Below are 19,274 nucleotides of genomic sequence, written 5' to 3'. Positions count from 1 at the left end.
CCTACCCTGCCCGCGCCGTCCGCATCGTCACGAGTTCTTCGGCTGCGCTGGGATGAAGCGCAATGGTGCGGTCGAAATCGGCCTTGGTCGCGCCCATCGTCACCGCAATGGCGACAGCCTGGATGATCTCGCCGGCGTCATGGCCGAGGATGTGGACGCCGAGCATCCTGTCCGTCTTCGCATCGACCACAAGCTTCATGTAGATGCGCTCCTGCCGCCCGGAGATCGTCGCCTTCATCGGCCGAAAAGCCGATTCGAAGACCCGCAATTCGTAGCCGGCCGCAAAGGCCTGGTTCTCGGTCAAGCCGACCGTGCCGATCTCCGGCGTGGTGAAGACCGCCGAAGCCACGAGGTTGTGGTCCATGTGCCAGGGCTTGCCGCCGAAGGTCGAGTCCGCGAAGGCGTGGCCCTCCCGGATCGCGACCGGGGTCAGGTTGACGCGGTTGGTGACGTCGCCGACGGCGTGGATCGAGGGCACGCTGGAGGCGGAGTTCTCGTCGACCATGATCTCGCCGAGGGGGCCGAGCTTGACGCCGGCCGTCTCCAGCCCGAGGCCGACCGTATTGGGCCGGCGGCCGGTCGCAACCAGCCCCACCTCGGCGTCGATCGGGCTGCCAGTGGAGCAATGGGCGCGGCGCACGCCATCCGGCAGCAATTCGACCCGGTCGATGGTGCAGCCCAGCCGCAGCGTGATGCCGGCATGCGCCAGCGCGTCGCGCAGCCGGGTGCGGATGTCCTCGTCGAAGCCGCGCAGGATGTTGTCGCCGCGATGCAGCAGCGTCACCGCGACGCCGAGCCGCGCGAACAGGCTGGCGAATTCGAGCGCGATATAGCCGCCACCGACGACCAGCATGCGCCTGGGCAGGCTCGGCAGATGGAAGATCTCGTTCGAGGAGATGCCGAGATCGCCACCTGGGATCGGCGGATCGAAGGCGGGATAGCCGCCAGTCGCGACCAGGATATGGCGGGCGCGGATGATCTCGCCGCTCTTCGTCAGGCGCAGGCTATGGGGCCCCTCGACCACGGCGCGCTCCTCCCGGATGGCGACCTTGGCGCCCTCCAGGCCCTTGCGGTAGAGGCCCGACAGCCGCGTGACCTCGCCCGCCACGGCATCACGCAAGGTCGGCCAGTCGAAGCTCGGCTTGGGAACGCTCCAGCCGAAGCCGGCGGCGTCCTCGAAATCATCAGCGAAGCGGCTGGCATAGACGAAGAGCTTCTTGGGCACACAGCCGCGAATGACGCAGGTCCCGCCGATGCGATCCTCCTCCGCGATCATCACCTTGGCGCCGTGACCAGACGCGATACGGGCGGCGCGCGTGCCGCCGGAGCCCGCCCCGATGACGAAGAGATCGACGTCGAATTCACTCATCGGCTTGTCTCCGCATCGTTCCGCTTGGCATCGTTTCGCCCAATGCTCATGAACCAGATCGCCGTTGCGCCAAGAGCCGCGATCCACCACCCCTGCCAGGCGCCATGGCCGACCGAGGCCACCCCCAGCGCCGCAGTGATCACCGCAAGACGCGGGGCAAGAGCCCGGGCCGGCATATGGCGAAGGCGTCCCAGAAATGCGAGCCCTGCAGCCGAGATCAGCAGGACGCCGATCAGGCCGGTCTCGACCCAGACCTGCAGGAAGGCGTTGTGGGGATGGCCGACATCGAGCAGCAGGCGGTGCGGCTCGGAGACCGCGGCCGCGGCCGGGTGGTTGCGCAAGGCGGCCGAGGTTCCGAAACCGAAGCCGGTCAACGGGCGCGCCCTGATCGCCTCGTCGAAGCTGAGCCAGATCTCGACGCGGTCGCGCGCATGGGCGCGGGCGAGCTGCTCATAGACGCCAGCCGGCAGGACGCGGTCGGCAAGCGGGCCGAGCACGGGCGCGACCGCCATCATGGCGACGAAGGCGAGCGCCACGCCGGCCAGCGCCAGGCGCGGCACGGCCAACGCAATGAGCCAGGTTGCTGCCATCAGCATCACCCCGAGCTTGGCCGCGCCGCTCTCGCCGGCCATGATCGCCGCAGTGACGAAAAACGCCACTAGTGCGGCAAGCGCCCGGCCGCCGCGCCCGGTTCCGGGGACAGTCCAAAGGCCGTGGACCGCCGGGGCCAGCAGGAGCAGGCAGGTCAGGAGCGGCCGATTGAAGATATAAAGCTGGCTCCGCAGCCCCAGGGCGTCACGCAAGCCCGGCCCGAGGCGCAATTCACCCAGGACCAGGATGCCGGTCAGTGCCAGCGACCAGCCCAGCGCCCGCCCGGCGCGCACGGGCGCCGTCTGCGGCCAGCACAGCGCGACGACGAAGCCAGACACCAGCGACAGAACCAGCTCGCCATACATGCCGAGCCCGGCGCGCGGGAGATGGCTCCACAGCAGCGTCACCAGGCCCCAAGCCAGGAAGCCGAGGAGCGCCAAGGCCAGGGGCCGCCCCAGCAGCGCGCGCGCCTGCGTCAGCCGGGTGGACAGCCGCCCGGCCAGGATCTCAGCGACAAGGACCGCCAGCGCCGCAAGCGAGAGAAGCAGCGGGGCGGAGCGATTGGCCGCCCACATCACCGGCGGGAGCATGATCAGAAGCGCGCTGGCGATGTTCAGGGCCAAAGCAGCCTGACGCGGCAGCGCGGGCTCTTCCGGCGCGGACTCTTGAGATGTCGCAGACAAGGTCGATCGGCTCATCGGCAAGCGATTACGCGATCATGGCTGGCCCGCCTAGAGCATCACGGTAGGAATTTGGGCCTCCGCCCATGCCGCGGCGGCAGGCCATTTCGTGGGGCTGCGCGCTCTGATTGATGACGAAGGATTATGCAATCACGTGCAATTGACGCTGGAAGCGTCAAAGTGTCACTGCGGATCGTTCAAGATAAAATCCGCGGGAAACCCGCGAGCGGAGGAAACCCATGCTGAGATCCATTCTGAAGCGCGGCGCCGTGACCGCCGTGGCGTTGGCTGGCCTGTCGACTGCCGCTTTCGCCCAGCTCGAACTGAAGATCATGGCACCCGCCGCGCCCGGCGGCGGCTGGGACGGAACTGCCCGCTCGATGCAGCAGGCGCTGACGGCCTCGGGCATCGCCAAGAGCGTGCAGGTCAACAACGTCAACGGCGCCGGCGGCACGATCGGGCTTGCCCAGTTCGTCAACGGCGCCAAGGGCGACGGCTCGCAACTGATGGTCAACGGCTTCGTCATGGTCGGTGCCATCCTGCTCAACAAGTCGCCGGTGAACCTGTCGCAGATCACGCCGATCGCGCGGATCACCGCCGAGGCCGAGGTCATCGTCGTGCCGACGGACTCGCCGATCAAGAACGCCAAGGACCTCGCCGACCGCGTCAAGGCCGATCCGGCCAAGGTGACCTGGGCCGGCGGCTCGGCCGGCGGCGTGGACCACATCATGGCGGCGCTCTTCGCCGGCGCCGTCGGCGCCGACGCGACCAAGGTCAACTACATCCCGTTCTCGGGCGGCGGCGAGGCACTGGCTGCGATGCTGGGCGGGCGCGTCACGGCCGGCATCTCCGGCTATGGCGAGTTCGAAGGGCAGATCAAGGCCGGCAAGCTGCGCGTGATCGGCGTCAGCTCCGGCTCGCGCCTGCCCAACGCTCCCGACGCACCGACGCTGAAAGAGGGCGGCGTCAATCTCGAAGTGCTGAACTGGCGCTCGGTGATGGCTCCTGCCGGCATCACGCCCGAGCAGCGCAAGGTTCTCTCGGACGCGATCGAGAAGATGGTCAAGACCAAGGAATGGGCCGAGATCCTCAAGGCGCGCGGCTGGGACGACGCCTATCTCGGCGGCGCCGCCTTCGAGACCTTCCTGAAGGACGAGGATACCCGCGTCACCAAGGTGCTCAAGGATGTCGGCCTGGTAAAGTAAGGCAGCCTGGTAAAGTTAGGCCTGGTAAAGTAGGGCCCATCTGCAAAACCACTTGACGAAGGGGCCGTGCAAGCGGCCCCTTTGTTTACGGATCAACGCCGGATCAACCGGCGAAGCAGCGAAGCAAGAACGCGCAAGGCAAGAGGGTTGGAATGAACCAGGATGTCACCACAAGCCGGGTCGATCGGCCTGCCCTCGTCGTCGCGGCCCTGCTGCTCATCGCCGCGGCGCTCGTGTTCTACGACGCCCGCTCGCAGACCATCGTCTCGACCTACGGCCTCGGCCCCACGGCCATGCCCTATCTGGTCAGCACCGTACTGGCCATTCTGGGCCTGTCGCATGTCGTCGTCGCCTTCCGCGAAGGCCTGCCCAAGCCGGAAGCGGTCGACCGCAACGCCATTCTCTGGCTGACCGGCGGGCTGATCGGCCTGATCGCCTGCATCGGGCTCGGCGGCGGCTTCATCATGGCGACCGCGATCGTGTTCTCCTGCACCGCCCGCTCCTTCGGACGTCAGGCGCTGGCGATCGATTTCGGCATCGGCGCCGTGCTGGGTCTGTCGATCTTCCTGCTGTTTTCGAAGCTGCTGCAGCTGACGCTGCCGTCCGGCCCCCTCGAAAACCTGTTCTGAGAGGCTAGGGACAATGGATACCTTCGCCTCACTGATGCACGGCTTCTCCGTCGCGCTCGAACCCTCCAAGCTGCTCTTCGCCCTGGTCGGCGTGTTTCTCGGCACCGCCGTCGGCGTGCTGCCGGGCATCGGGCCGGCCCTGACGGTCGCGCTGCTGCTGCCCGTCACCTTCAAGCTCGACCCCGCCGGCTCGATGATCATGTTCGCCGGCATCTATTACGGCGGCATGTATGGCGGCTCGACCACGGCGATCCTGATCAACGCACCGGGCGAAAGCGCCTCGCTTGCGACGGCGCTCGAAGGCTCGAAAATGGCCAAGGCCGGCCGCGGCGGGCCAGCGCTCGCGACCGCCGCGATCGGTTCCTTCGTCGCGGGCACGATCGCGACGCTCGGACTTGCCTTCCTCGCGCCCTGGCTCGTCGACATCGCGGTCAAGTTCGGGCCGTGGGATTATTTCGGCCTGATGATCCTGGCCTTCGTCACGGTGTCGGCAACATTCGGCGACTCGCCCTTGCGCGGGCTGACCAGCCTTGCGATCGGCGTGACGCTCGGGCTGATCGGCATCGATAAATTGACCGGCCAGGCGCGCCTGACCTTCGGAGTGCCCGAGCTGCTCGACGGGATCGAGGTGACGACGCTGGCGGTCGGGCTCTTCGCGGTCGGCGAGGCGCTCTATGTCGCCTCCAAGCGCTTCCGCGACCCCGAGGAGATCGTGCCGATCAAAGGCTCGCTCTGGATGACGAAGGAAGACTGGAAGCGCTCCTGGGCGCCCTGGCTGCGTGGCACCGCCTTCGGCTTCCCGATCGGCGCGCTGCCGGCGGGCGGCGCGGAAGTGCCGACCTTCCTGAGCTATTCGACCGAGCGGAAGCTCTGCAAATATCCCGGCGAATTCGGCAATGGCGCAATCGAGGGCGTGGCGGGGCCGGAGGCGGCCAACAACGCCTCGGCCGCGGGCACGCTCGTGCCGCTGCTGACGCTGGGCCTGCCGACCTCGGCGACAGCGGCGATCATGCTGGCGGGCTTCCAGCAATACGGCCTGAATCCGGGCCCTCTGCTCTTCGCCGAGCGGCCGGACTTGGTCTGGGGGCTGATCGCCTCGCTCTTCATCGCCAACACCATGCTGGTGATCATCAACCTGCCGCTGATCGGGCTCTGGGTCCGCCTGCTCGCGATCCCGCAGCCCTGGCTCTATGCCGGCATCCTCGTCTTCGCGGCGATGGGCACGCTCGCGGTCAAGGCCTCGGTGGTCGAGCTCTCGATGCTGTTCGTCTTCGGCTTCCTCGGCTTCCTGATGCGCCGCTACGACTATCCTGTCGCGCCAATGGTTGTCGGGCTGATCCTGGGTCCGATGGCGGAGGCGCAGCTCAGGCGCGCCCTGCAGATCAGCTTGGGCGACCCGATGATCCTGCTGGAAAACCCCGGCTCCGCCATCCTGCTGGGCCTGGCCTTCATCGGCCTGATCGCGCCCTTCGTGATGAGCGGGCTGAACAGGTTCAAGGCCTCGGAGGACTGACGGCGCGCGTCGCGGCTTGCCTACGAACCACAGCGCCATCCTGGGCGCCCGCAGGGCGTCCCGGATCCAACGAATGGCGTCATTCTCGGGCTTGCGCCCCAAGAATCTCATGACCAGAGTGCTCTGGTTTACGAGATGGTCGAGTCAAGCCCGACCATGACGCGCTTCTGATCCCGGCGCTCCGCGGAGTTTACCTTGGGCCGATCGAAGATCGCACCCGGGAGCTTCGGCCAGGATGACAGCGCTGTTCCAGCCTGCGCGAGGACGACGCCGAGGCTGACAAAAAAGAAACCCGCCCGCGGTCTCCGCAGGCGGGTTTCTCGATTCTCGGATGGCTTGCGCCCGAGCTTACATCTGGTGGCCGCGCTTGCGCATTTCCTGGGTGAAGCGGTCGAACAGGAAGTTGCTGGTGTTGATGCTCCAGGGCTCGAGCACCACGTAGATCTCGTCGATCGCCTTGGTGCGCGCCGCGTTGTAGCGCTGGCCGACCGGTGACTTGAAGAAGGCAACGACCTCCTTGAGATCGGCTTCGTTGATCTTCCGGGCAAAAATCTCCGACGCCGTGACCATGATCTCGGCCCGCTTGGCGTCCGCCTCCGGTTTCAGCGCGTCGATGACCGCGTCCATGTCTTTCTTGAGCTCGGGGCGGGTCGTGCCGACGAGCTGCTTCGTGCGCTCGCTGAACTCGGTATAGATCGACTCCAGCGACGACGAGATGCCGGTGAGCTCGGCGGCTTCACGCGCCAGCTGAAGATGGCTGGGCGTGATAGCCGGAGCCGCCGTCTGGGCGAAAGCCGGCGCCGACAGGATTAGGGCGAGCCCAAGAGCCGCGCTGGCGAGAGAGTGACGGATCATGCAGTGGTCCTTCATCATGCGGCCGGACAACGGCCCGGTGCGCCGTCGGCCGCGGCGGGCCGTTTCGGTTTCGGGGCGATCCTTAGCGTGGTTTGCACCGATTGGGAATCACCCGGTCGCACCAAGCAGGCGCAAGCCGTCGGCCCCCGCCAGGATGGCGCCCGTCGCCAGGCCGATGAAGAGCCCGTGCTCGACGACGCCGGGAACCTGACTGAGCGCGAGCGCCAAAGCCTCGGGCTGAGCGATCTCGCCCAGATGAGCGTCCAGGATGGAGTTGCCGTTGTCGGTGACAACGGTCGCGCCATCGGGCCGCTTACGCAGCACGAGTTCTCCGGCAGAGCCGCTGGCGGCGATGGCCGCGGCCACGGCCCGGCGCGTCGCCGCCAGCCCGAAGGGCACGACTTCGATCGGCAGCGGAAAGCGCCCGAGCTTTGCGACGAGCTTGCTGTCGTCGGCGATGACGATCATCCGCGCTGACGCGGCCGCGACGATCTTCTCGCGCAGATGGGCCGCGCCGCCGCCCTTGATCAGGCGCAATTGCGGATCGATCTCATCGGCCCCGTCGACCGTGAGATCGAGCTCCGGCGTCTCGTCCAGCGTCGACATCCTGATGCCGAGCGCAAGCGCCTGCGCCTGCGTTGCCTCAGAGGTCGCGACGCAGATCACCTCGAGCCCCGCAGCGACGCGCTGGCCGAGCAGATCGACGAAATGCTTCGCGGTCGAGCCCGTGCCCAGACCGAGCCGCATGCCGGGGCGCACGAGCTCGAGCGCCCGCGCCGCCGCCAGCTTCTTCAGGTCATCGGCAGTCAAACGCCCAGCCCGCCCATCAGCATGTATTTGATCTCGACGAACTCATCCATGCCATGCAGCGAGCCCTCGCGGCCGAGCCCGGATTCCTTGACGCCGCCGAAGGGGGCGACCTCGGTGCCGAGCATGGCCGAGTTGATGCCGACCATGCCGTATTCCAGTTCCTCGGCGACGCGGAAGGCGCGGCCGAGATCCTTGGAGTAGAAATACGCCGCCAGGCCGAAGGGCGTGTCGTTGGCCATGGTCACGACCTCGTCCTCGGTCTTGAAGCGATAGACCGGGGCGACCGGGCCGAACGTCTCCTCATTGGTCACCAGCATCTTGGTGGTGACGCCCGAAAGCACGGTCGGCTCGTAGAAGGTGCGGCCGAGCGCATGGCGCTTGCCGCCGACGACGACCTTGGCGCCATGGGCGACGGCGTCGGCGACATGGCGCTCGACCTTCTCGACCGCGCGCTCATTGATCAGCGGCCCCTGCACGACGCCGACCTCGACACCGTTGCCGACCTTCATCTTGGCGACCTCGCCGGCGAATTTCGCGACGAACTCGTCATGGACACCGTCCTGGACGAAGAGGCGGTTGGTGCAGACGCAGGTCTGGCCCATGTTGCGGTACTTGGCGGCGATGGCGCCCTGCACGGCGGCGTCGATATCGGCGTCGTCGAAGACGATGAAGGGCGCGTTGCCGCCCAGTTCCAGCCCGACCTTCTTCACCGTCGAGGCGGCCTGCTGCATCAGGAGCTTGCCGACAGGCGTCGAACCGGTGAAGCCGATGAAGCGCACGGCCGGGTGCGAGGTCATGACGCCGCCGATCTCCTTGGCATCGCCGGTGACGATGTTGAGGACGCCGGCGGGAATGCCGGCACGCTGCGCAAGTTCCGCCAAGGCGAGCGCGGTCAGCGGCGTATCGGGCGCGGGCTTGACCACGAAGGTGCAGCCGGCGGCGAGGCCGGGCGAGCATTTGCGCGTGATCATCGCGGCCGGGAAGTTCCAGGGCGTGATCGCGGCGCAGACGCCGACGGGCTGCTTCTGGATGATGATGCGCGAATTCGGGAAGGGCGAGGGAATGGTCTCGCCATAGATGCGCTTGGCTTCCTCCGCATAGAACTCGACGAAGGAGGCGGCATAGGCGACCTCGCCGCGGGCTTCCGTGATCGGCTTGCCCTGCTCGGCGGTCATGATCTGGGCGAGGTCTTCCTGGTTCGCCATGATCAGCTCGAACCATTTGCGCAGGATGACGGAGCGCTCCTTGGCGGTCTTCTTCGCCCAGGGCTTGAAGGCGCGCGAGGCGGCCTCGACGGCAGCCGTCGTCTCAGCTGCGCCGAAGCGCGGCACCTTGGCCAGCACCACGCCCGTCGCCGGGTTGTCGACCGCATCGACGCCCTCGCCGATCCAGGCGCCATCGACATAGCACTGCGACTTCAGGAGCGTCGGATCGTTGAGCTTGAGCATGACAAATCTCGAGGGAAAATCACGGGAGCCGTTCGTTTAGCATAGCGCGACAGCACATGCCGACGGCCAATGCCGCATGCCGCCGATATCATCGGCTCAATACAGGCCGGCAAATAGCGGGTTATTTCGCCCGGGCGGGATATTCCGCCCGGGGCAGGTTATTTCGCCTGGGGCGTGCAGACCACCTTGTCGTCGAAGACGTAGCAGATGCTCATCTCGCCGGTGCGGATGTTGACGCGGAAGATGCCGCCCTCGCGCTCGTGCCGCGACGGCACGAGCTGGTAGTCGCTGGGCGCCTGCGGCCCGGCCCCCTCGCCCGCCGCAAAGCAGATCGTCATGCCGACGCCGCCTTCCTTGAGCTGGAACTGGCAGGCCCCGACCTCGCCTGTCGCCTTGTCGACACGGTAGACACGGTTGAGATCGGTCTGCGGCGCCGGCGCGAATTCGAAGGGTGCAGCCAGTGCCGGTCCGACCGCCGCAATGCACAGGCCAGAGACCACCACGAGGCGCACCAGCTTTTCCAGGGAGTTCGACACCGCAGCATTCCTTCCAGCGAATCGGCGAGACGATATCACCATCGATGAAGCTTTTGCCGACAGAGCGGCATCAGTGCGGCGTCACAGCCTTTCCGAAGCAGCCTTAAGCGGGCTAAGAGGCTTTATATGGCCCCCGCGCCCCCGCCCGGAGAGGCTTGCCCATGAGAGAGCCTCGCCCATGAGAGAGACCCGCCCATGAGTCTGCCCGCCATCGTCGTGTTCGATCTCGACGGCACGCTCGCCGAGACCGCGCCCGACATCATGCGCACGCTCAACCTCATCCTGATAAGAGAGGGCCTGGCGGCATTGCCGCTGGAACGCGCCCGCGAACTGGTCGGCGCCGGGGCCCGGGCATTGATCGAACGCGGCTTCCGCGTCTCCGGCCGCCCGCTCGATGAGGCGACGCTGGAGCGGCTGTTCGAGGACTTCCTGCTGATCTATGCGCAGGACACGGCCTCCAACAGCCATCTCTTCGACGGCGTGCTGGAGGCGATGGATGCCCTTGCCGCTGAGGGCTATGCGCTCGCGGTCTGCACCAACAAGCCGATCCTGCATACGCGGTTGATTCTCGACCATTTCGGCATCACCGGCCGCTTCGCGGCCATCGCCGGGCGCGACAGCTTTCCCTTCCACAAGCCCGATCCGCGCCATCTGACCCTGACGATCGAAGCTGCCAAGGCCGATCCGGAGCGGGCCGTGATGATCGGCGATTCGCGCACCGACATCGCCACGGCGAAAGCCGCCGGCATTCCCTGCATCTGCGTGCCCTTCGGCTATACCGACGTCGCCATCGAGACGCTGGAGCCCGATCTCGTGATCCAGCATTTCGATGCCCTGCCCGACGCCGTGCGCCAGGTCTTCGGCCAGCAAGCGCTTGGTCGCGTGCCCATGCATTCCTGACGCCAAGGGTGCACGACGCCCAGGATGCATGACGCCAAGGATGCATGAGGCCATACATTCTTGACGGCACTCATTCTTGACGCCACGGCGCGCGCCGACTAGGAGAGGCGCCGGTGCGGGCGACTAGCTCAGCGGTAGAGCACTCCCTTCACACGGGAGTGGTCACAGGTTCGATCCCTGTGTCGCCCACCATTTTCCTTCAATCATTACGGATCACGCCCCGGGCCGCCGCCCAGGCGTCACCAGTGATGGTTCGTGACCGGCGCGATGGCCCAACCGCGCAGGCGCCGGGCCATGGCCATTGCCAGGCGGATCGCCAGCCGTCCCGACAGATGCCCAACAGGCGCGCAGGAGGTAGGGTCGCCGCTCCCAAGGAGATTCGCCTGTGCCTATGCCTGCCCCGTCATTCACCTGGTCCGATCTCGCCGGCCGCGAGGTTTCGACATCCTCCGAGGAATGGCGGCTCGAATGCGAGGTCGCATATCTGCTCAGCCTGCCGCTCCCGAAGCGCAACGCGATGCTGGACGGCGTGACCGGGTCGACCGATCGCGATGCGCGCGGCATCAAGGGCGTTCGTGGAGAGGCGGCGGTCGCAGCGCTGCGGGCGCAGATCCAGCGGTTGAGCGAGATCCGGAAGCGCGGCTGAACGAAAAACCCCCGCCTCGCCGAAGCGAAGCCGGGCATGCGAACAGAGGTCCGGAGTAATTTCCGTTTCCATTGGATCGTTCAATTGCACCAGCTTTGTGTTTTAACGCGTTTTCTTCACGCGAGCGGGGGGCACTTCGCCTGAAAGCGCCGAGAGCCGGATGATGTCAGATGGAATCACGCAGTGATCCCATTTGACATCTGAATCCGTCTCTCATCCAAGAGTGAGAGCCGGATCAATGCGAAAAACCGGTTCTCACTTGCTCGCACCCTGCTCTACGCGCCGCTGGTCTGCGAAGCGCGCAGCCCGAACTGGTGCAGGACGTTTTTCTTGAGGTCATCGTCATCGAGCGCCAATGGCGCAAGGCTTGCGACGATATAGGCAAGCCTTGTGCGCTCGCCACCGCGCTCCGGCTCAGGGATTGCATCCTTGAGCTCGTTCCATGCGGCTTCCATCACTGCACAGGCTCGGGCCAGGTCGAATGGGTCTCTCAACGACGAAAAGGGCATTCTCTTTCCCCCGGATTGACAAAGACGAGGGAAAATTTAGGAGCCGCTACGCGTGCCGCAAGTCCTTGCCGCAACGAGAAAGTACCTTGTCGCAAGGAAAAAGGGCCGCCGATCCCGAGGGAAGGACGGCCCAATTGGCGAGGGTTATCGGATGAGCGCGGGAACCGCGTCGCTGCGAAGCCGGAACAGGCTGATCTGGCTTCGCAGGAACCTGACCTCGGCCGGCCCTCTGATCGCCGTGATGCTGCGATGGCTTGCCCTTCGCCCGAAACCGGTCAGGATATCTTCCAGACCATCAGGCGAAAGCGAGCAGAGAAATTCCACTTCACGCTCATGGCGAAATTCCTCGGACATGTTCGAGATGAGTTCACCGGTCAAAACAGATCTGACCGGCGCTGAGCCTGCGGGAATAAGGCGAGTTCTATTGGAAAACATGAGGAACCTCTTGGGGAGCAACCTTTCCAGGCCGATTACGTTCCACCGAATTCGAAATCGGGCTCCACGGACGTAAAACCCGCCCCCGCACGCTCTCGAGCCAAGCGCCCCCGGCGATCTGCACTCAAGGCCCGCCATTCCGATCAGGGCGGCGCGGGCCTTCGCGCCGCCAGTTCGCGCAGCAGCTTTTCCAGCGCCCGCATCCGCTCGTCCTGCGAGCGGATGCGCTCCTCATGCCGGGCCATCACAGCGTCGAAACTCTGCGCCTGATCGATGAAGCGGCTGCTCATGGCCGCGCTCTGCTCGACCAGGCCAAGCTTGACCCGATCGGCAGCCATGTCGCGCTGCGCCTGCTGCTGGGCCGTGTTCAGGGCGGTGATGGCATCGCCCTGCCCCCGCACCGAGAGCGTCACCTGCGCAAGCTGAGAGGCGAGATCGAGCCGCACCGTGGCGATCTGCCCGTTGACGAGAAAAATCAGGCCCCCGAACAGGACCGAGGTCACCACCACCGCGGTGCCGATCATGCCGACGATCTGCGGCATGGTCAGGCGGGCGGATTTGTGCGCGGCGCGGTCTTCTTCAGCTTTTTCCGACCATTCCCTTCGGAAGCTCTTCAGATCCTGCCCGAGGTTCTCAAGGTTCGCGCCGAGCAGCTGGATATCCGTCTCGACCTTGCCCCACCTCCCCGATCCATCGCTATACGGAGCACGCAGCCGTAAGCGATGCTTCATTGTCAGGGGCGGGCTCTTCGTGGCGACCGCGTGAGGCGCGATGATCGCCAGCGTCGTTATGATGTCGGTTCGCCGTTTTTTTTGAAGCGAGGAGTGCGCGGCGATCCGCGACGCCCATCCCTGAGAGCAAATTGGAACGCTTCCACCATTAGAGGTGACGTCATTATAATCGGTAACCTTCCGGAAGCAGCCCGAAACTGGCGGGAAGAAAGATCGTCGGCTAAAACCTTTTTAGGATCGTGCCCCAAACATTACAGAGACGGGGGTGCGGATCGCGAAGAGGTGAGGTTGGTGAACGGTTTTCAATTTGACATCCCTACATATCGATCCGCTCCGATACCCTGGATGCGTGAGGTCGCCGCAGGTAAAAAATTAACAATAATTGGGCGTGCTGCCCACGAACTCAGTCAAGCAATAGCTGGCTGCGCTGCTGATATCGCAGTAAAATCTTGGGCGTCAGAAGACCTCTTTGAAGCACTCAGGAGGAGCCCGCTTGCCTCGCGCGACGCGACGGTATTGGTTTGCACAGACCCTGACCTCACAGATCAACTTTGCTCGCACACGGACGCCTTATCCGGCATAGCCTTGCGTTTCTCGGAATTGATCGTGCCGAGCTTGGCGCCAGACTTAGAGCCTCATTTATGCTGGGATCCAAATTTTTCATTTCTCGAGCGCTCCGACACTTCAACTTGGTCTTGGATCGACGCGAGTAGCGCCTCAGCCGACATAACCGTCCGGCAACCCAGTCCGCTATCTTCGTGGACTCAGGCACTTCTCGGCATTGTGTCTGCGGGCGAACTGCCGCGACAAGTGAGGTTATCCTGCGGACCTGTCGATGTTACCATCGCAGTGAGCCAGGGAATGACAGAAGTCATATTGCCCGTCCATTTCAGCGGACCGATTGCTACGATTTCTATCGTTTCCGAAGCCCCTATTTTTGCGAGCGACGATAGAGTTCTTAGTGTAGCAATCTCGGATTTTGAACTTGTTTCCATGGACCGGCGCGTACTGATCTCGAAAATAGAAGCATATGCATCCCTAGACACTTCGCGACCAACCGACATTCGTGCGATCAGAGAGCGCCTTCACTGTGCCGGATATTTCTCCGTCTCGGGCGTCCGAGCGTCATCGAATGGCATCAGCACGGCGCGCTCGATTGGAATCACCAACGCGAGCCCAATCCAAACAAGCCTCGGGATTCCGACCGCACCCATTTTACACAGATCGAACCTAAAGCTTCAGGAAGAATGGCAGCAACTGCCGGGTTCCGTGACATGGTTGCATGCCTCTAATTGAATTTACCGCCAATAACTCCACATTTAGAGCATATGGAAAATGAAAAGAATTGTATTTCTAGGGCAAGGTGTTGAATATGTTTTTAGCGACCTCGCCAAACAGACTATAGCATCCGGCTTCGATGTAACAGAGATCGATATGCTCAATAGTCGCTGGCTTGATGCCATGAATGCCGTCGAACGTGAAAATTTCATTCTCGTAACCAGCCACCACCCCTACCTCGGCGCAGAAGATTATATCAAATTTCATAGAATACCAGCACCCGTAATTTCCATTCCAGAATTTATTCAGACTTACAGACCATCCAAATCATATTACGTCCCCCACGATCTAGTTTATCCCTACAAGGACGACGAGATTCCGGCCCTTAAATACTTTGACGCCCTTCTTATGCCGAACGACCGCTTCTGGTACCTCAATCGTTTCGTGCCCGTCATCTCCATAGGCTGGATCAAACTTAAACCTGCGATGGAGCGCGGCACACCGCGCTATCCGATCGCGCTCATTCCCAGCGAAATCCCTCGTTTACTGCGGTTGCCACCGAATGAAATCGCTTCCCTTCTTGGTCCCATTCTGGATCGCAGGCCGATTGTCTTGCTACCCAAATTTGGAGAAATCGAAAGGCTCGCCAATTTCGCCAGGAGTCGCGGATCCGAGGTTGCTCCTTGGGGGACCAGCACTCCGTCTGTCATCTCAAATGCCCAGTTCGTCATCACAAACGGGATGTCCTCAATCATCGCTGAAGCGGTGGTGCACGGAAAGCCCGTTGTCTGCTTGGCGGATGGAGTTTTCTCCCTAGAGGAGCAGAAAGAGCGCCTGGGAGACCTACCAGGAGTTTTCTTTGGCGACGCTGAGGCGGGCCTGGCATGGGTCGACAGCCTTGCGTCGAATCCGGCTCTCTACAAAGGAGTCAGCCCGGGAACTGACGTCACACCTTTTGACACGGCGCGCTTCATGGAAATCCTGTCCGGACAGCTAGGCGGAGCATAAGCGACAATGTATCGCCCAACGTCAGCATCGCCGACCGAGCTAGAAGACACGCTATCCGTTCGGGCTAATATTGTCGCGAATTCGTTCAAATATAATGAAGCCACACCCCGCAGTCGCTAGCGCAACAGCAAATGCGTAAGAGGGGTTTCCATACGTTTCAACAGATGACCCAAAGAAACCAGACCTGAATGTTTCGAACGAATGAACGAAAGAGACATATGATAGATACTCACGCGCCGAACTTGGTAGCCAAGAAAGCATAAAAAAGCACCCCGAGAATGGGAGCATAAAATATTGCAACGGGGGCATTATCTTCTCGGTGATCTCCGTCGCTTCGCTTGCCGCAGCGATTAGAAAGCCTCCGCCGAACCCAAGGGCCCCCATAATGAGCCAACCTTCTAGGACAGTGCCAAAATCTTGAATATCCGGCAAAAGCCCTACGGTATTCAAGGAAAAATAAACGATAATCGCAGCAGAAGTTACCGATATAAACTCTATATACAGTCGAGACAACAGGGCATCTAAAAGCGATATACCTCGAAACTGAATAAAAAACTTACTGAAGCGCAACCAATGCACCATCGAATTAGTCATATGCCGCCATAATGTCAGCGGCATATATCCGGTGTAGACGAGAGCCGTAACCTGAAGACCATGCTCGTGGCCGCCTTTTGTAATCGACCAAATGCCCATCACGCCAACGCACAGCAGCATCGGCTCGACGACTGTCCATAAGAACCCGAGGTTGTCGCGACCGTATCGCATAAGAATATGGCGAACAATAAGCGCGTCGTAGACCCTCGCTTTGATAGCGAGCCCTTCGCGAAAATTATTAGGTTCGAGCACTTTTGAGCCCTAAAATTCCGACCTGCGAGCAGCGATCCCGATTCTTGCCAAGACCGGTCCAGCGATGGCGCCATCCGTAGCACGTACACCGATAAAACAGCTAGAGACGCACCGCGCAGAGCGGCGGGGATTGAGCGCGCTCCTTACCTTCTTCCAGACTAAGTCGCTCGCGCGGATTAGGTGTTTGATGTCGGTCTCCCGCACCCTGCATCGCGTCGCATGGAGAGGCATGACAACCGCTGGGCGGCCCTGCCTCAACCGCAAATTGACGCGAACCGAATATGTGGTAGATGCCAAACAGCGAAAGGCACCGGCCCAGCAATTGCTAGAATTTTTTTGGCAACCGTGCTCTTTTGGAATGATAACTGCGCTACGCCGATGAATGTGGGGGCTGCCTGTGCTTGAGAACTACGCTAAAGACGAGAACGGCGTCATCTATCAGATTCAACGAGAGCCATACGTCTATGATATCAATTATACAGCGAATTCGTATGGCACAGCAGACCGGAACCACCGCCACGCGGAAATGTCTCATCTTCGGTTCGGGTATGTCTGCGGATCGATCGGGCGAATTCCGAAATCGATACTTGATGTTGGCTACGGAAGCGGGGATTTCCTCAAAGTAGCCAAGCTAATGGTCCCTGAAGCATACGGCAACGACATCCCGCCGGCGTACCCTCTTGATGGGATCGAAATTATTGAAGACATCTACTCTAGAGAGTTTGATGTCGTAACGTTCTTTGACTGCCTTGAACACTTTGAAGACCCGTACCAAATCCGTTCGCTACAGACAAATTTTGTTTGCGTTACGATGCCTTGGTGCCACCATCATTCGGTCGAGTGGTTCTCTAACTGGAAACATCGCAAACCAAATGAACACCTGTGGCATTTCAACAAAGAATCACTCGCCGCCTTCTTCGATTCGATCGGTTTCGACACGGTGAATATCTGCAATATCGAAGACACAATCCGAAAATCTCAGGAGAACGATCCGAACATCATCGCGGGCACCTTCCGTAAGCGCAGCTGAGATAGCAACGACATGAATATTCGATCGCTATTGGATATACGCCGAAAGCGCGCCGTACGCAGCAATACGAGCAACGAAAAATCTTTCGATGATCTAGTTCGAGAGGCTAATCAGTTCCGTGACGGAAACCAGCCGGCTGCGGCGTTGCCGCTCTATCAGCAGGCCGCGCAGCTTCGCCCCGATCAGCGCTATTTGTTGATGCAGATCGGCAACATGGCGAAGGACTCCGGACAACTAGATTTAGCCAAAAACATCTATGAATCTGAGCTTGGCCGTCTTCTGAATGCAGAAAAAAGTGACGTTCAAGGGCAAGACCATCAAACAGAGCTTTATGACGTCAATGTACAGCTTGGTCATCTGAGCAAGCTCCGCAAGAGCCCGGCGGAGGCGCTCGAATATTTTCAAAGCGCGGCGCGTATCAATGACAATCCCGAATTGCTTCACGAGATTCGCCACATAATCGCGACTCATGATCAGTATTACGATACTCCGCAGGTTGCGAAATTTCCGGAAGACAAGTCGGAATTGGAAAGAAACCATGTGCTTGTGACAGCACCGTCTATTTCGAAAGCTAGAGTTCGAATCGCCCTTTCCGATTTCAACGCGGACACAGACGGAATTTACCAACCAAATAACGCTTCCGTTCAGTGTAGTTGCTGGTCACGATCTTACAGAAAATCTCGGAATAACTATTTCATCTGCAACAGTTGCGGAACGAATTTCCGAAGGTCCGTGACTTATGTGAATGAGAACAGCGTCAGCGCGGATGTTTCCGAACTGCGAGCACAACTATCCGAACAGCAGTTCAGAGAGCTCATCGAGCATCTTGGGCTCGATTCTAAGGTAGCCGCCGGCTCCATCGCAGGGATCAATCTTGATGTCGGCGACCGGGCAGAAGCGAGCGCAATCCTAAGCATAAACATCCGAAGCGATGGGGTTCAGAATCGTGGCCAGGCGCGCTGTCAGTTTGATATCATTATCATCCCCAATCTTTCTCAAGGTCTGACTGATGTCAGGCGCATGATCGATGACTGTCTGCGGTTGTTACGTCCAGGCGGTTATCTCGTTTTTGGCGCGGAAATCATCGACGACGCGAAAGCGGCGGCCGAGCCAGCAGACGTGCCTTCGCTCGTCTCAACCGAGAACAACACGTTGTTTCGCTTCTCTACCAGCGCACTACGCCAGTTGCTCACCAAGCCATTGGTCGAGGAGGTCCAGCTTCGCGGCAACAAGTTTGATGTAGCCTGGTACAGGGTACGAAAGAAGCCGGTTTTCAGCATGGGAGTGATGTCGGGCATTGGAGACGCTGCTTGGTCCTTTCTCTTTGCTGAGGGGGTCGTCAGAAAGTATGGCGCTGAGCACGTTCAGCTGCACATCCATCATTCTGGCGACGTTCGCGCAAAGCGCAGCAACAACATGCTCGCCAGATTTAAGTTTGTCGACGAGATCGTCGGCTCTAAGTTCGATATCCATGCCCATCCGACCATGGATGAGCGGAGTGGGCATATCAATTACATCCCAGGCGGCCCCGTCTCACTCGATAGTCTGGATGAGTTTGACTATCGCCTAGTGTTCAATACCTTCTTGGAACGCGGCTGGACGCTGGACGCCGTCGCAGACATGTTCAATTTAGGCCCGAGAGACATTAATTTCAATTTTTTTGACCAGTACGAGGAACTTGACGCTGACTTAAAAGGATATCGCCGCGCCGCGCACTACGTTGGTCAAGATTATGTGATATTTCATTTTGGCGCGCGCAACACGAACCAGACCGGAGGACTAAACGCAGGCGAAATCTGGAAACCAGAAGATTGGATTGAACTGGGCAGGAAGATAAACGCCAAATACAACACCTCAATTATTGTAATTGGCGCCCCCTATGATCTGGACTACGCCAACGAAATCTTGGGCCGAACCTCCGACAATTTTTATCTCAATGTTATCGGTCAGATGGATATAACAGAGACGCTGGCTCTGATCCGGCGCGCCAAATTCGTCATATCTTTCCCGTCAGGTGTTGGAATTGTTGGTCCCTATCTGAACGTTCCAACTTGCATTTTTTGGCGCCCCAAGGATAACCCGTATCATCCCCTCCACCCCCGCTCCGGCTTTGAAGAGGAATTCTCTATTAATTGGGTTCCTCCAGGCAAGCTGTCGTCTGGCTTGTATTATCCAGCTTGGTACGGTCGAGACACCCCGGATAGCATTTTCGACCACATTGAGCGTACAGGTTGGTGGCATACGAAAGGCTAAGC

The 19,274-nt window shown here is 61.2% G+C and carries 19 protein-coding genes and 1 tRNA gene; 10 read left to right on the top strand and 10 right to left on the bottom strand.

All coding sequences use genetic code 11. From position 1 onward, the window contains the following. Window position 1: 1 nt before the first annotated feature. Both gor and J2Y55_RS29040 read right to left on the bottom strand, forming a co-directional pair. Window positions 2–1,369, bottom strand: a complete 1,368-nt coding sequence (gor, locus tag J2Y55_RS29045) for a glutathione-disulfide reductase (protein WP_310160235.1) — start codon at window positions 1,367–1,369, stop codon at window positions 2–4. Beyond that, window positions 1,366–2,643: an O-antigen ligase family protein gene (locus J2Y55_RS29040; RefSeq protein WP_310160234.1), complete on the bottom strand. Its 1,278-nt coding sequence runs from the start codon at window positions 2,641–2,643 to the stop codon at window positions 1,366–1,368. Before J2Y55_RS29040 ends, gor begins: the two co-directional genes overlap by 4 nt. A gap of 236 nt (window positions 2,644–2,879) precedes the next feature. On the opposite strand from J2Y55_RS29040, the gene J2Y55_RS29035 reads away from it, so the two are divergent. The 3 genes from J2Y55_RS29035 (at window position 2,880) to J2Y55_RS29025 (ending at window position 5,987) form a co-directional block, all read left to right on the top strand. After that, window positions 2,880–3,845: a Bug family tripartite tricarboxylate transporter substrate binding protein gene (locus J2Y55_RS29035; RefSeq protein WP_404979066.1), complete on the top strand. Its 966-nt coding sequence runs from the start codon at window positions 2,880–2,882 to the stop codon at window positions 3,843–3,845. Window positions 3,846–3,997: 152 nt separating this feature from the next. Next, complete coding sequence (locus J2Y55_RS29030; protein WP_310160232.1) at window positions 3,998–4,474, top strand: tripartite tricarboxylate transporter TctB family protein; 477 nt, start codon at window positions 3,998–4,000, stop codon at window positions 4,472–4,474. A 13-nt stretch (window positions 4,475–4,487) separates the two neighbouring features. Next, the gene (locus J2Y55_RS29025) at window positions 4,488–5,987 is read left to right on the top strand and encodes a tripartite tricarboxylate transporter permease (RefSeq protein WP_103717996.1); all 1,500 of its coding nucleotides are present in this window, start codon (window positions 4,488–4,490) and stop codon (window positions 5,985–5,987) included. A gap of 348 nt (window positions 5,988–6,335) precedes the next feature. Here J2Y55_RS29025 and J2Y55_RS29020 read toward each other — a convergent pair whose 3' ends face one another. From J2Y55_RS29020 to J2Y55_RS29005, 4 genes are all read right to left on the bottom strand, one after another. Further along, window positions 6,336–6,842, bottom strand: coding sequence for a DUF2059 domain-containing protein (locus tag J2Y55_RS29020; RefSeq protein ID WP_310160230.1), 507 nt, complete (start codon window positions 6,840–6,842; stop codon window positions 6,336–6,338). Between the two features lie 108 nt (window positions 6,843–6,950). Further along, window positions 6,951–7,652: a ribose-5-phosphate isomerase RpiA gene (rpiA, locus tag J2Y55_RS29015; RefSeq protein ID WP_310160227.1), complete on the bottom strand. Its 702-nt coding sequence runs from the start codon at window positions 7,650–7,652 to the stop codon at window positions 6,951–6,953. Beyond that, window positions 7,649–9,100 (bottom strand): NAD-dependent succinate-semialdehyde dehydrogenase, encoded by a 1,452-nt coding sequence (locus tag J2Y55_RS29010; protein ID WP_310160226.1) that lies wholly within the window; start codon window positions 9,098–9,100, stop codon window positions 7,649–7,651. Before J2Y55_RS29010 ends, rpiA begins: the two co-directional genes overlap by 4 nt. A 158-nt stretch (window positions 9,101–9,258) precedes the next feature. Beyond that, window positions 9,259–9,615 (bottom strand): hypothetical protein, encoded by a 357-nt coding sequence (locus J2Y55_RS29005; protein WP_310160314.1) that lies wholly within the window; start codon window positions 9,613–9,615, stop codon window positions 9,259–9,261. 216 nt (window positions 9,616–9,831) lie between these two features. On the opposite strand from J2Y55_RS29005, the gene gph reads away from it, so the two are divergent. From gph to J2Y55_RS28990, 3 genes are all read left to right on the top strand, one after another. After that, complete coding sequence (gph, locus tag J2Y55_RS29000; protein WP_310160225.1) at window positions 9,832–10,536, top strand: phosphoglycolate phosphatase; 705 nt, start codon at window positions 9,832–9,834, stop codon at window positions 10,534–10,536. 117 nt (window positions 10,537–10,653) lie between these two features. After that, a tRNA-Val gene (locus J2Y55_RS28995) sits at window positions 10,654–10,728 on the top strand. 199 nt (window positions 10,729–10,927) lie between these two features. Beyond that, the gene (locus tag J2Y55_RS28990) at window positions 10,928–11,182 is read left to right on the top strand and encodes a DUF7696 family protein (protein WP_465247568.1); all 255 of its coding nucleotides are present in this window, start codon (window positions 10,928–10,930) and stop codon (window positions 11,180–11,182) included. A gap of 275 nt (window positions 11,183–11,457) precedes the next feature. Here J2Y55_RS28990 and J2Y55_RS28985 read toward each other — a convergent pair whose 3' ends face one another. The 3 genes from J2Y55_RS28985 to J2Y55_RS28975 form a co-directional block, all read right to left on the bottom strand. Continuing rightward, entirely contained in the window at window positions 11,458–11,637 is a 180-nt protein-coding gene (locus tag J2Y55_RS28985; protein WP_310160219.1) for a hypothetical protein, read from the bottom strand. 198 nt (window positions 11,638–11,835) lie between these two features. After that, window positions 11,836–12,126 carry a DUF7696 family protein gene (locus J2Y55_RS28980; RefSeq protein WP_310160218.1) on the bottom strand — a complete coding sequence of 97 codons (291 nt, stop codon included), beginning with the start codon at window positions 12,124–12,126 and terminating at the stop codon, window positions 11,836–11,838. Window positions 12,127–12,269: 143 nt separating this feature from the next. Further along, complete coding sequence (locus tag J2Y55_RS28975) at window positions 12,270–12,857, bottom strand: hypothetical protein (RefSeq protein WP_310160217.1); 588 nt, start codon at window positions 12,855–12,857, stop codon at window positions 12,270–12,272. Window positions 12,858–13,202: 345 nt separating this feature from the next. On the opposite strand from J2Y55_RS28975, the gene J2Y55_RS28970 reads away from it, so the two are divergent. After that, entirely contained in the window at window positions 13,203–14,153 is a 951-nt protein-coding gene (locus tag J2Y55_RS28970) for a hypothetical protein (RefSeq protein WP_310160216.1), read from the top strand. 39 nt (window positions 14,154–14,192) lie between these two features. Beyond that, window positions 14,193–15,143 carry a hypothetical protein gene (locus J2Y55_RS28965; RefSeq protein ID WP_310160215.1) on the top strand — a complete coding sequence of 317 codons (951 nt, stop codon included), beginning with the start codon at window positions 14,193–14,195 and terminating at the stop codon, window positions 15,141–15,143. A 51-nt stretch (window positions 15,144–15,194) separates the two neighbouring features. Here J2Y55_RS28965 and J2Y55_RS28960 read toward each other — a convergent pair whose 3' ends face one another. Beyond that, on the bottom strand, window positions 15,195–15,989 hold the full coding sequence (locus tag J2Y55_RS28960; protein WP_310160214.1) for an ABC transporter permease: 795 nt from the start codon (window positions 15,987–15,989) through the stop codon (window positions 15,195–15,197). A 397-nt stretch (window positions 15,990–16,386) separates the two neighbouring features. On the opposite strand from J2Y55_RS28960, the gene J2Y55_RS28955 reads away from it, so the two are divergent. After that, window positions 16,387–17,019 (top strand): class I SAM-dependent methyltransferase, encoded by a 633-nt coding sequence (locus J2Y55_RS28955; RefSeq protein ID WP_310160212.1) that lies wholly within the window; start codon window positions 16,387–16,389, stop codon window positions 17,017–17,019. A 12-nt stretch (window positions 17,020–17,031) separates the two neighbouring features. Next, window positions 17,032–19,272, top strand: a complete 2,241-nt coding sequence (locus tag J2Y55_RS28950; RefSeq protein WP_310160210.1) for a glycosyltransferase family 9 protein — start codon at window positions 17,032–17,034, stop codon at window positions 19,270–19,272. Window positions 19,273–19,274: the final 2 nt, after the last annotated feature.

It is taken from the genome of Allobosea sp. BE125 (assembly GCF_031456075.1).
Taxonomy (GTDB): Bacteria; Pseudomonadota; Alphaproteobacteria; order Rhizobiales; family Beijerinckiaceae; genus Allobosea.
The sequence above is the reverse complement of the archived record's forward strand: the minus strand, read 5'-3'. Positions and strand labels throughout refer to the sequence as shown.

Excerpts from the sequence above, each read along its gene's own strand:
- gor (WP_310160235.1), bottom strand. The coding sequence starts at position 1,369 with ATGAGTGAATTCGACGTCGATCTCTTCGTCATCGGGGCGGGCTCCGGC.
- J2Y55_RS29035 (WP_404979066.1), top strand. The coding sequence starts at position 2,880 with ATGCTGAGATCCATTCTGAAGCGCGGCGCCGTGACCGCCGTGGCGTTG.
- J2Y55_RS29030 (WP_310160232.1), top strand. The coding sequence starts at position 3,998 with ATGAACCAGGATGTCACCACAAGCCGGGTCGATCGGCCTGCCCTCGTC.
- J2Y55_RS29025 (WP_103717996.1), top strand. The coding sequence starts at position 4,488 with ATGGATACCTTCGCCTCACTGATGCACGGCTTCTCCGTCGCGCTCGAA.
- J2Y55_RS29020 (WP_310160230.1), bottom strand. The coding sequence starts at position 6,842 with ATGATCCGTCACTCTCTCGCCAGCGCGGCTCTTGGGCTCGCCCTAATC.
- J2Y55_RS29010 (WP_310160226.1), bottom strand. The coding sequence starts at position 9,100 with ATGCTCAAGCTCAACGATCCGACGCTCCTGAAGTCGCAGTGCTATGTC.
- gph (WP_310160225.1), top strand. The coding sequence starts at position 9,832 with ATGAGTCTGCCCGCCATCGTCGTGTTCGATCTCGACGGCACGCTCGCC.
- J2Y55_RS28990 (WP_465247568.1), top strand. The coding sequence starts at position 10,928 with ATGCCTGCCCCGTCATTCACCTGGTCCGATCTCGCCGGCCGCGAGGTT.
- J2Y55_RS28985 (WP_310160219.1), bottom strand. The coding sequence starts at position 11,637 with ATGGAAGCCGCATGGAACGAGCTCAAGGATGCAATCCCTGAGCCGGAG.
- J2Y55_RS28980 (WP_310160218.1), bottom strand. The coding sequence starts at position 12,126 with ATGTTTTCCAATAGAACTCGCCTTATTCCCGCAGGCTCAGCGCCGGTC.
- J2Y55_RS28975 (WP_310160217.1), bottom strand. The coding sequence starts at position 12,857 with ATGAAGCATCGCTTACGGCTGCGTGCTCCGTATAGCGATGGATCGGGG.
- J2Y55_RS28970 (WP_310160216.1), top strand. The coding sequence starts at position 13,203 with ATGCGTGAGGTCGCCGCAGGTAAAAAATTAACAATAATTGGGCGTGCT.
- J2Y55_RS28965 (WP_310160215.1), top strand. The coding sequence starts at position 14,193 with ATGAAAAGAATTGTATTTCTAGGGCAAGGTGTTGAATATGTTTTTAGC.
- J2Y55_RS28950 (WP_310160210.1), top strand. The coding sequence starts at position 17,032 with ATGAATATTCGATCGCTATTGGATATACGCCGAAAGCGCGCCGTACGC.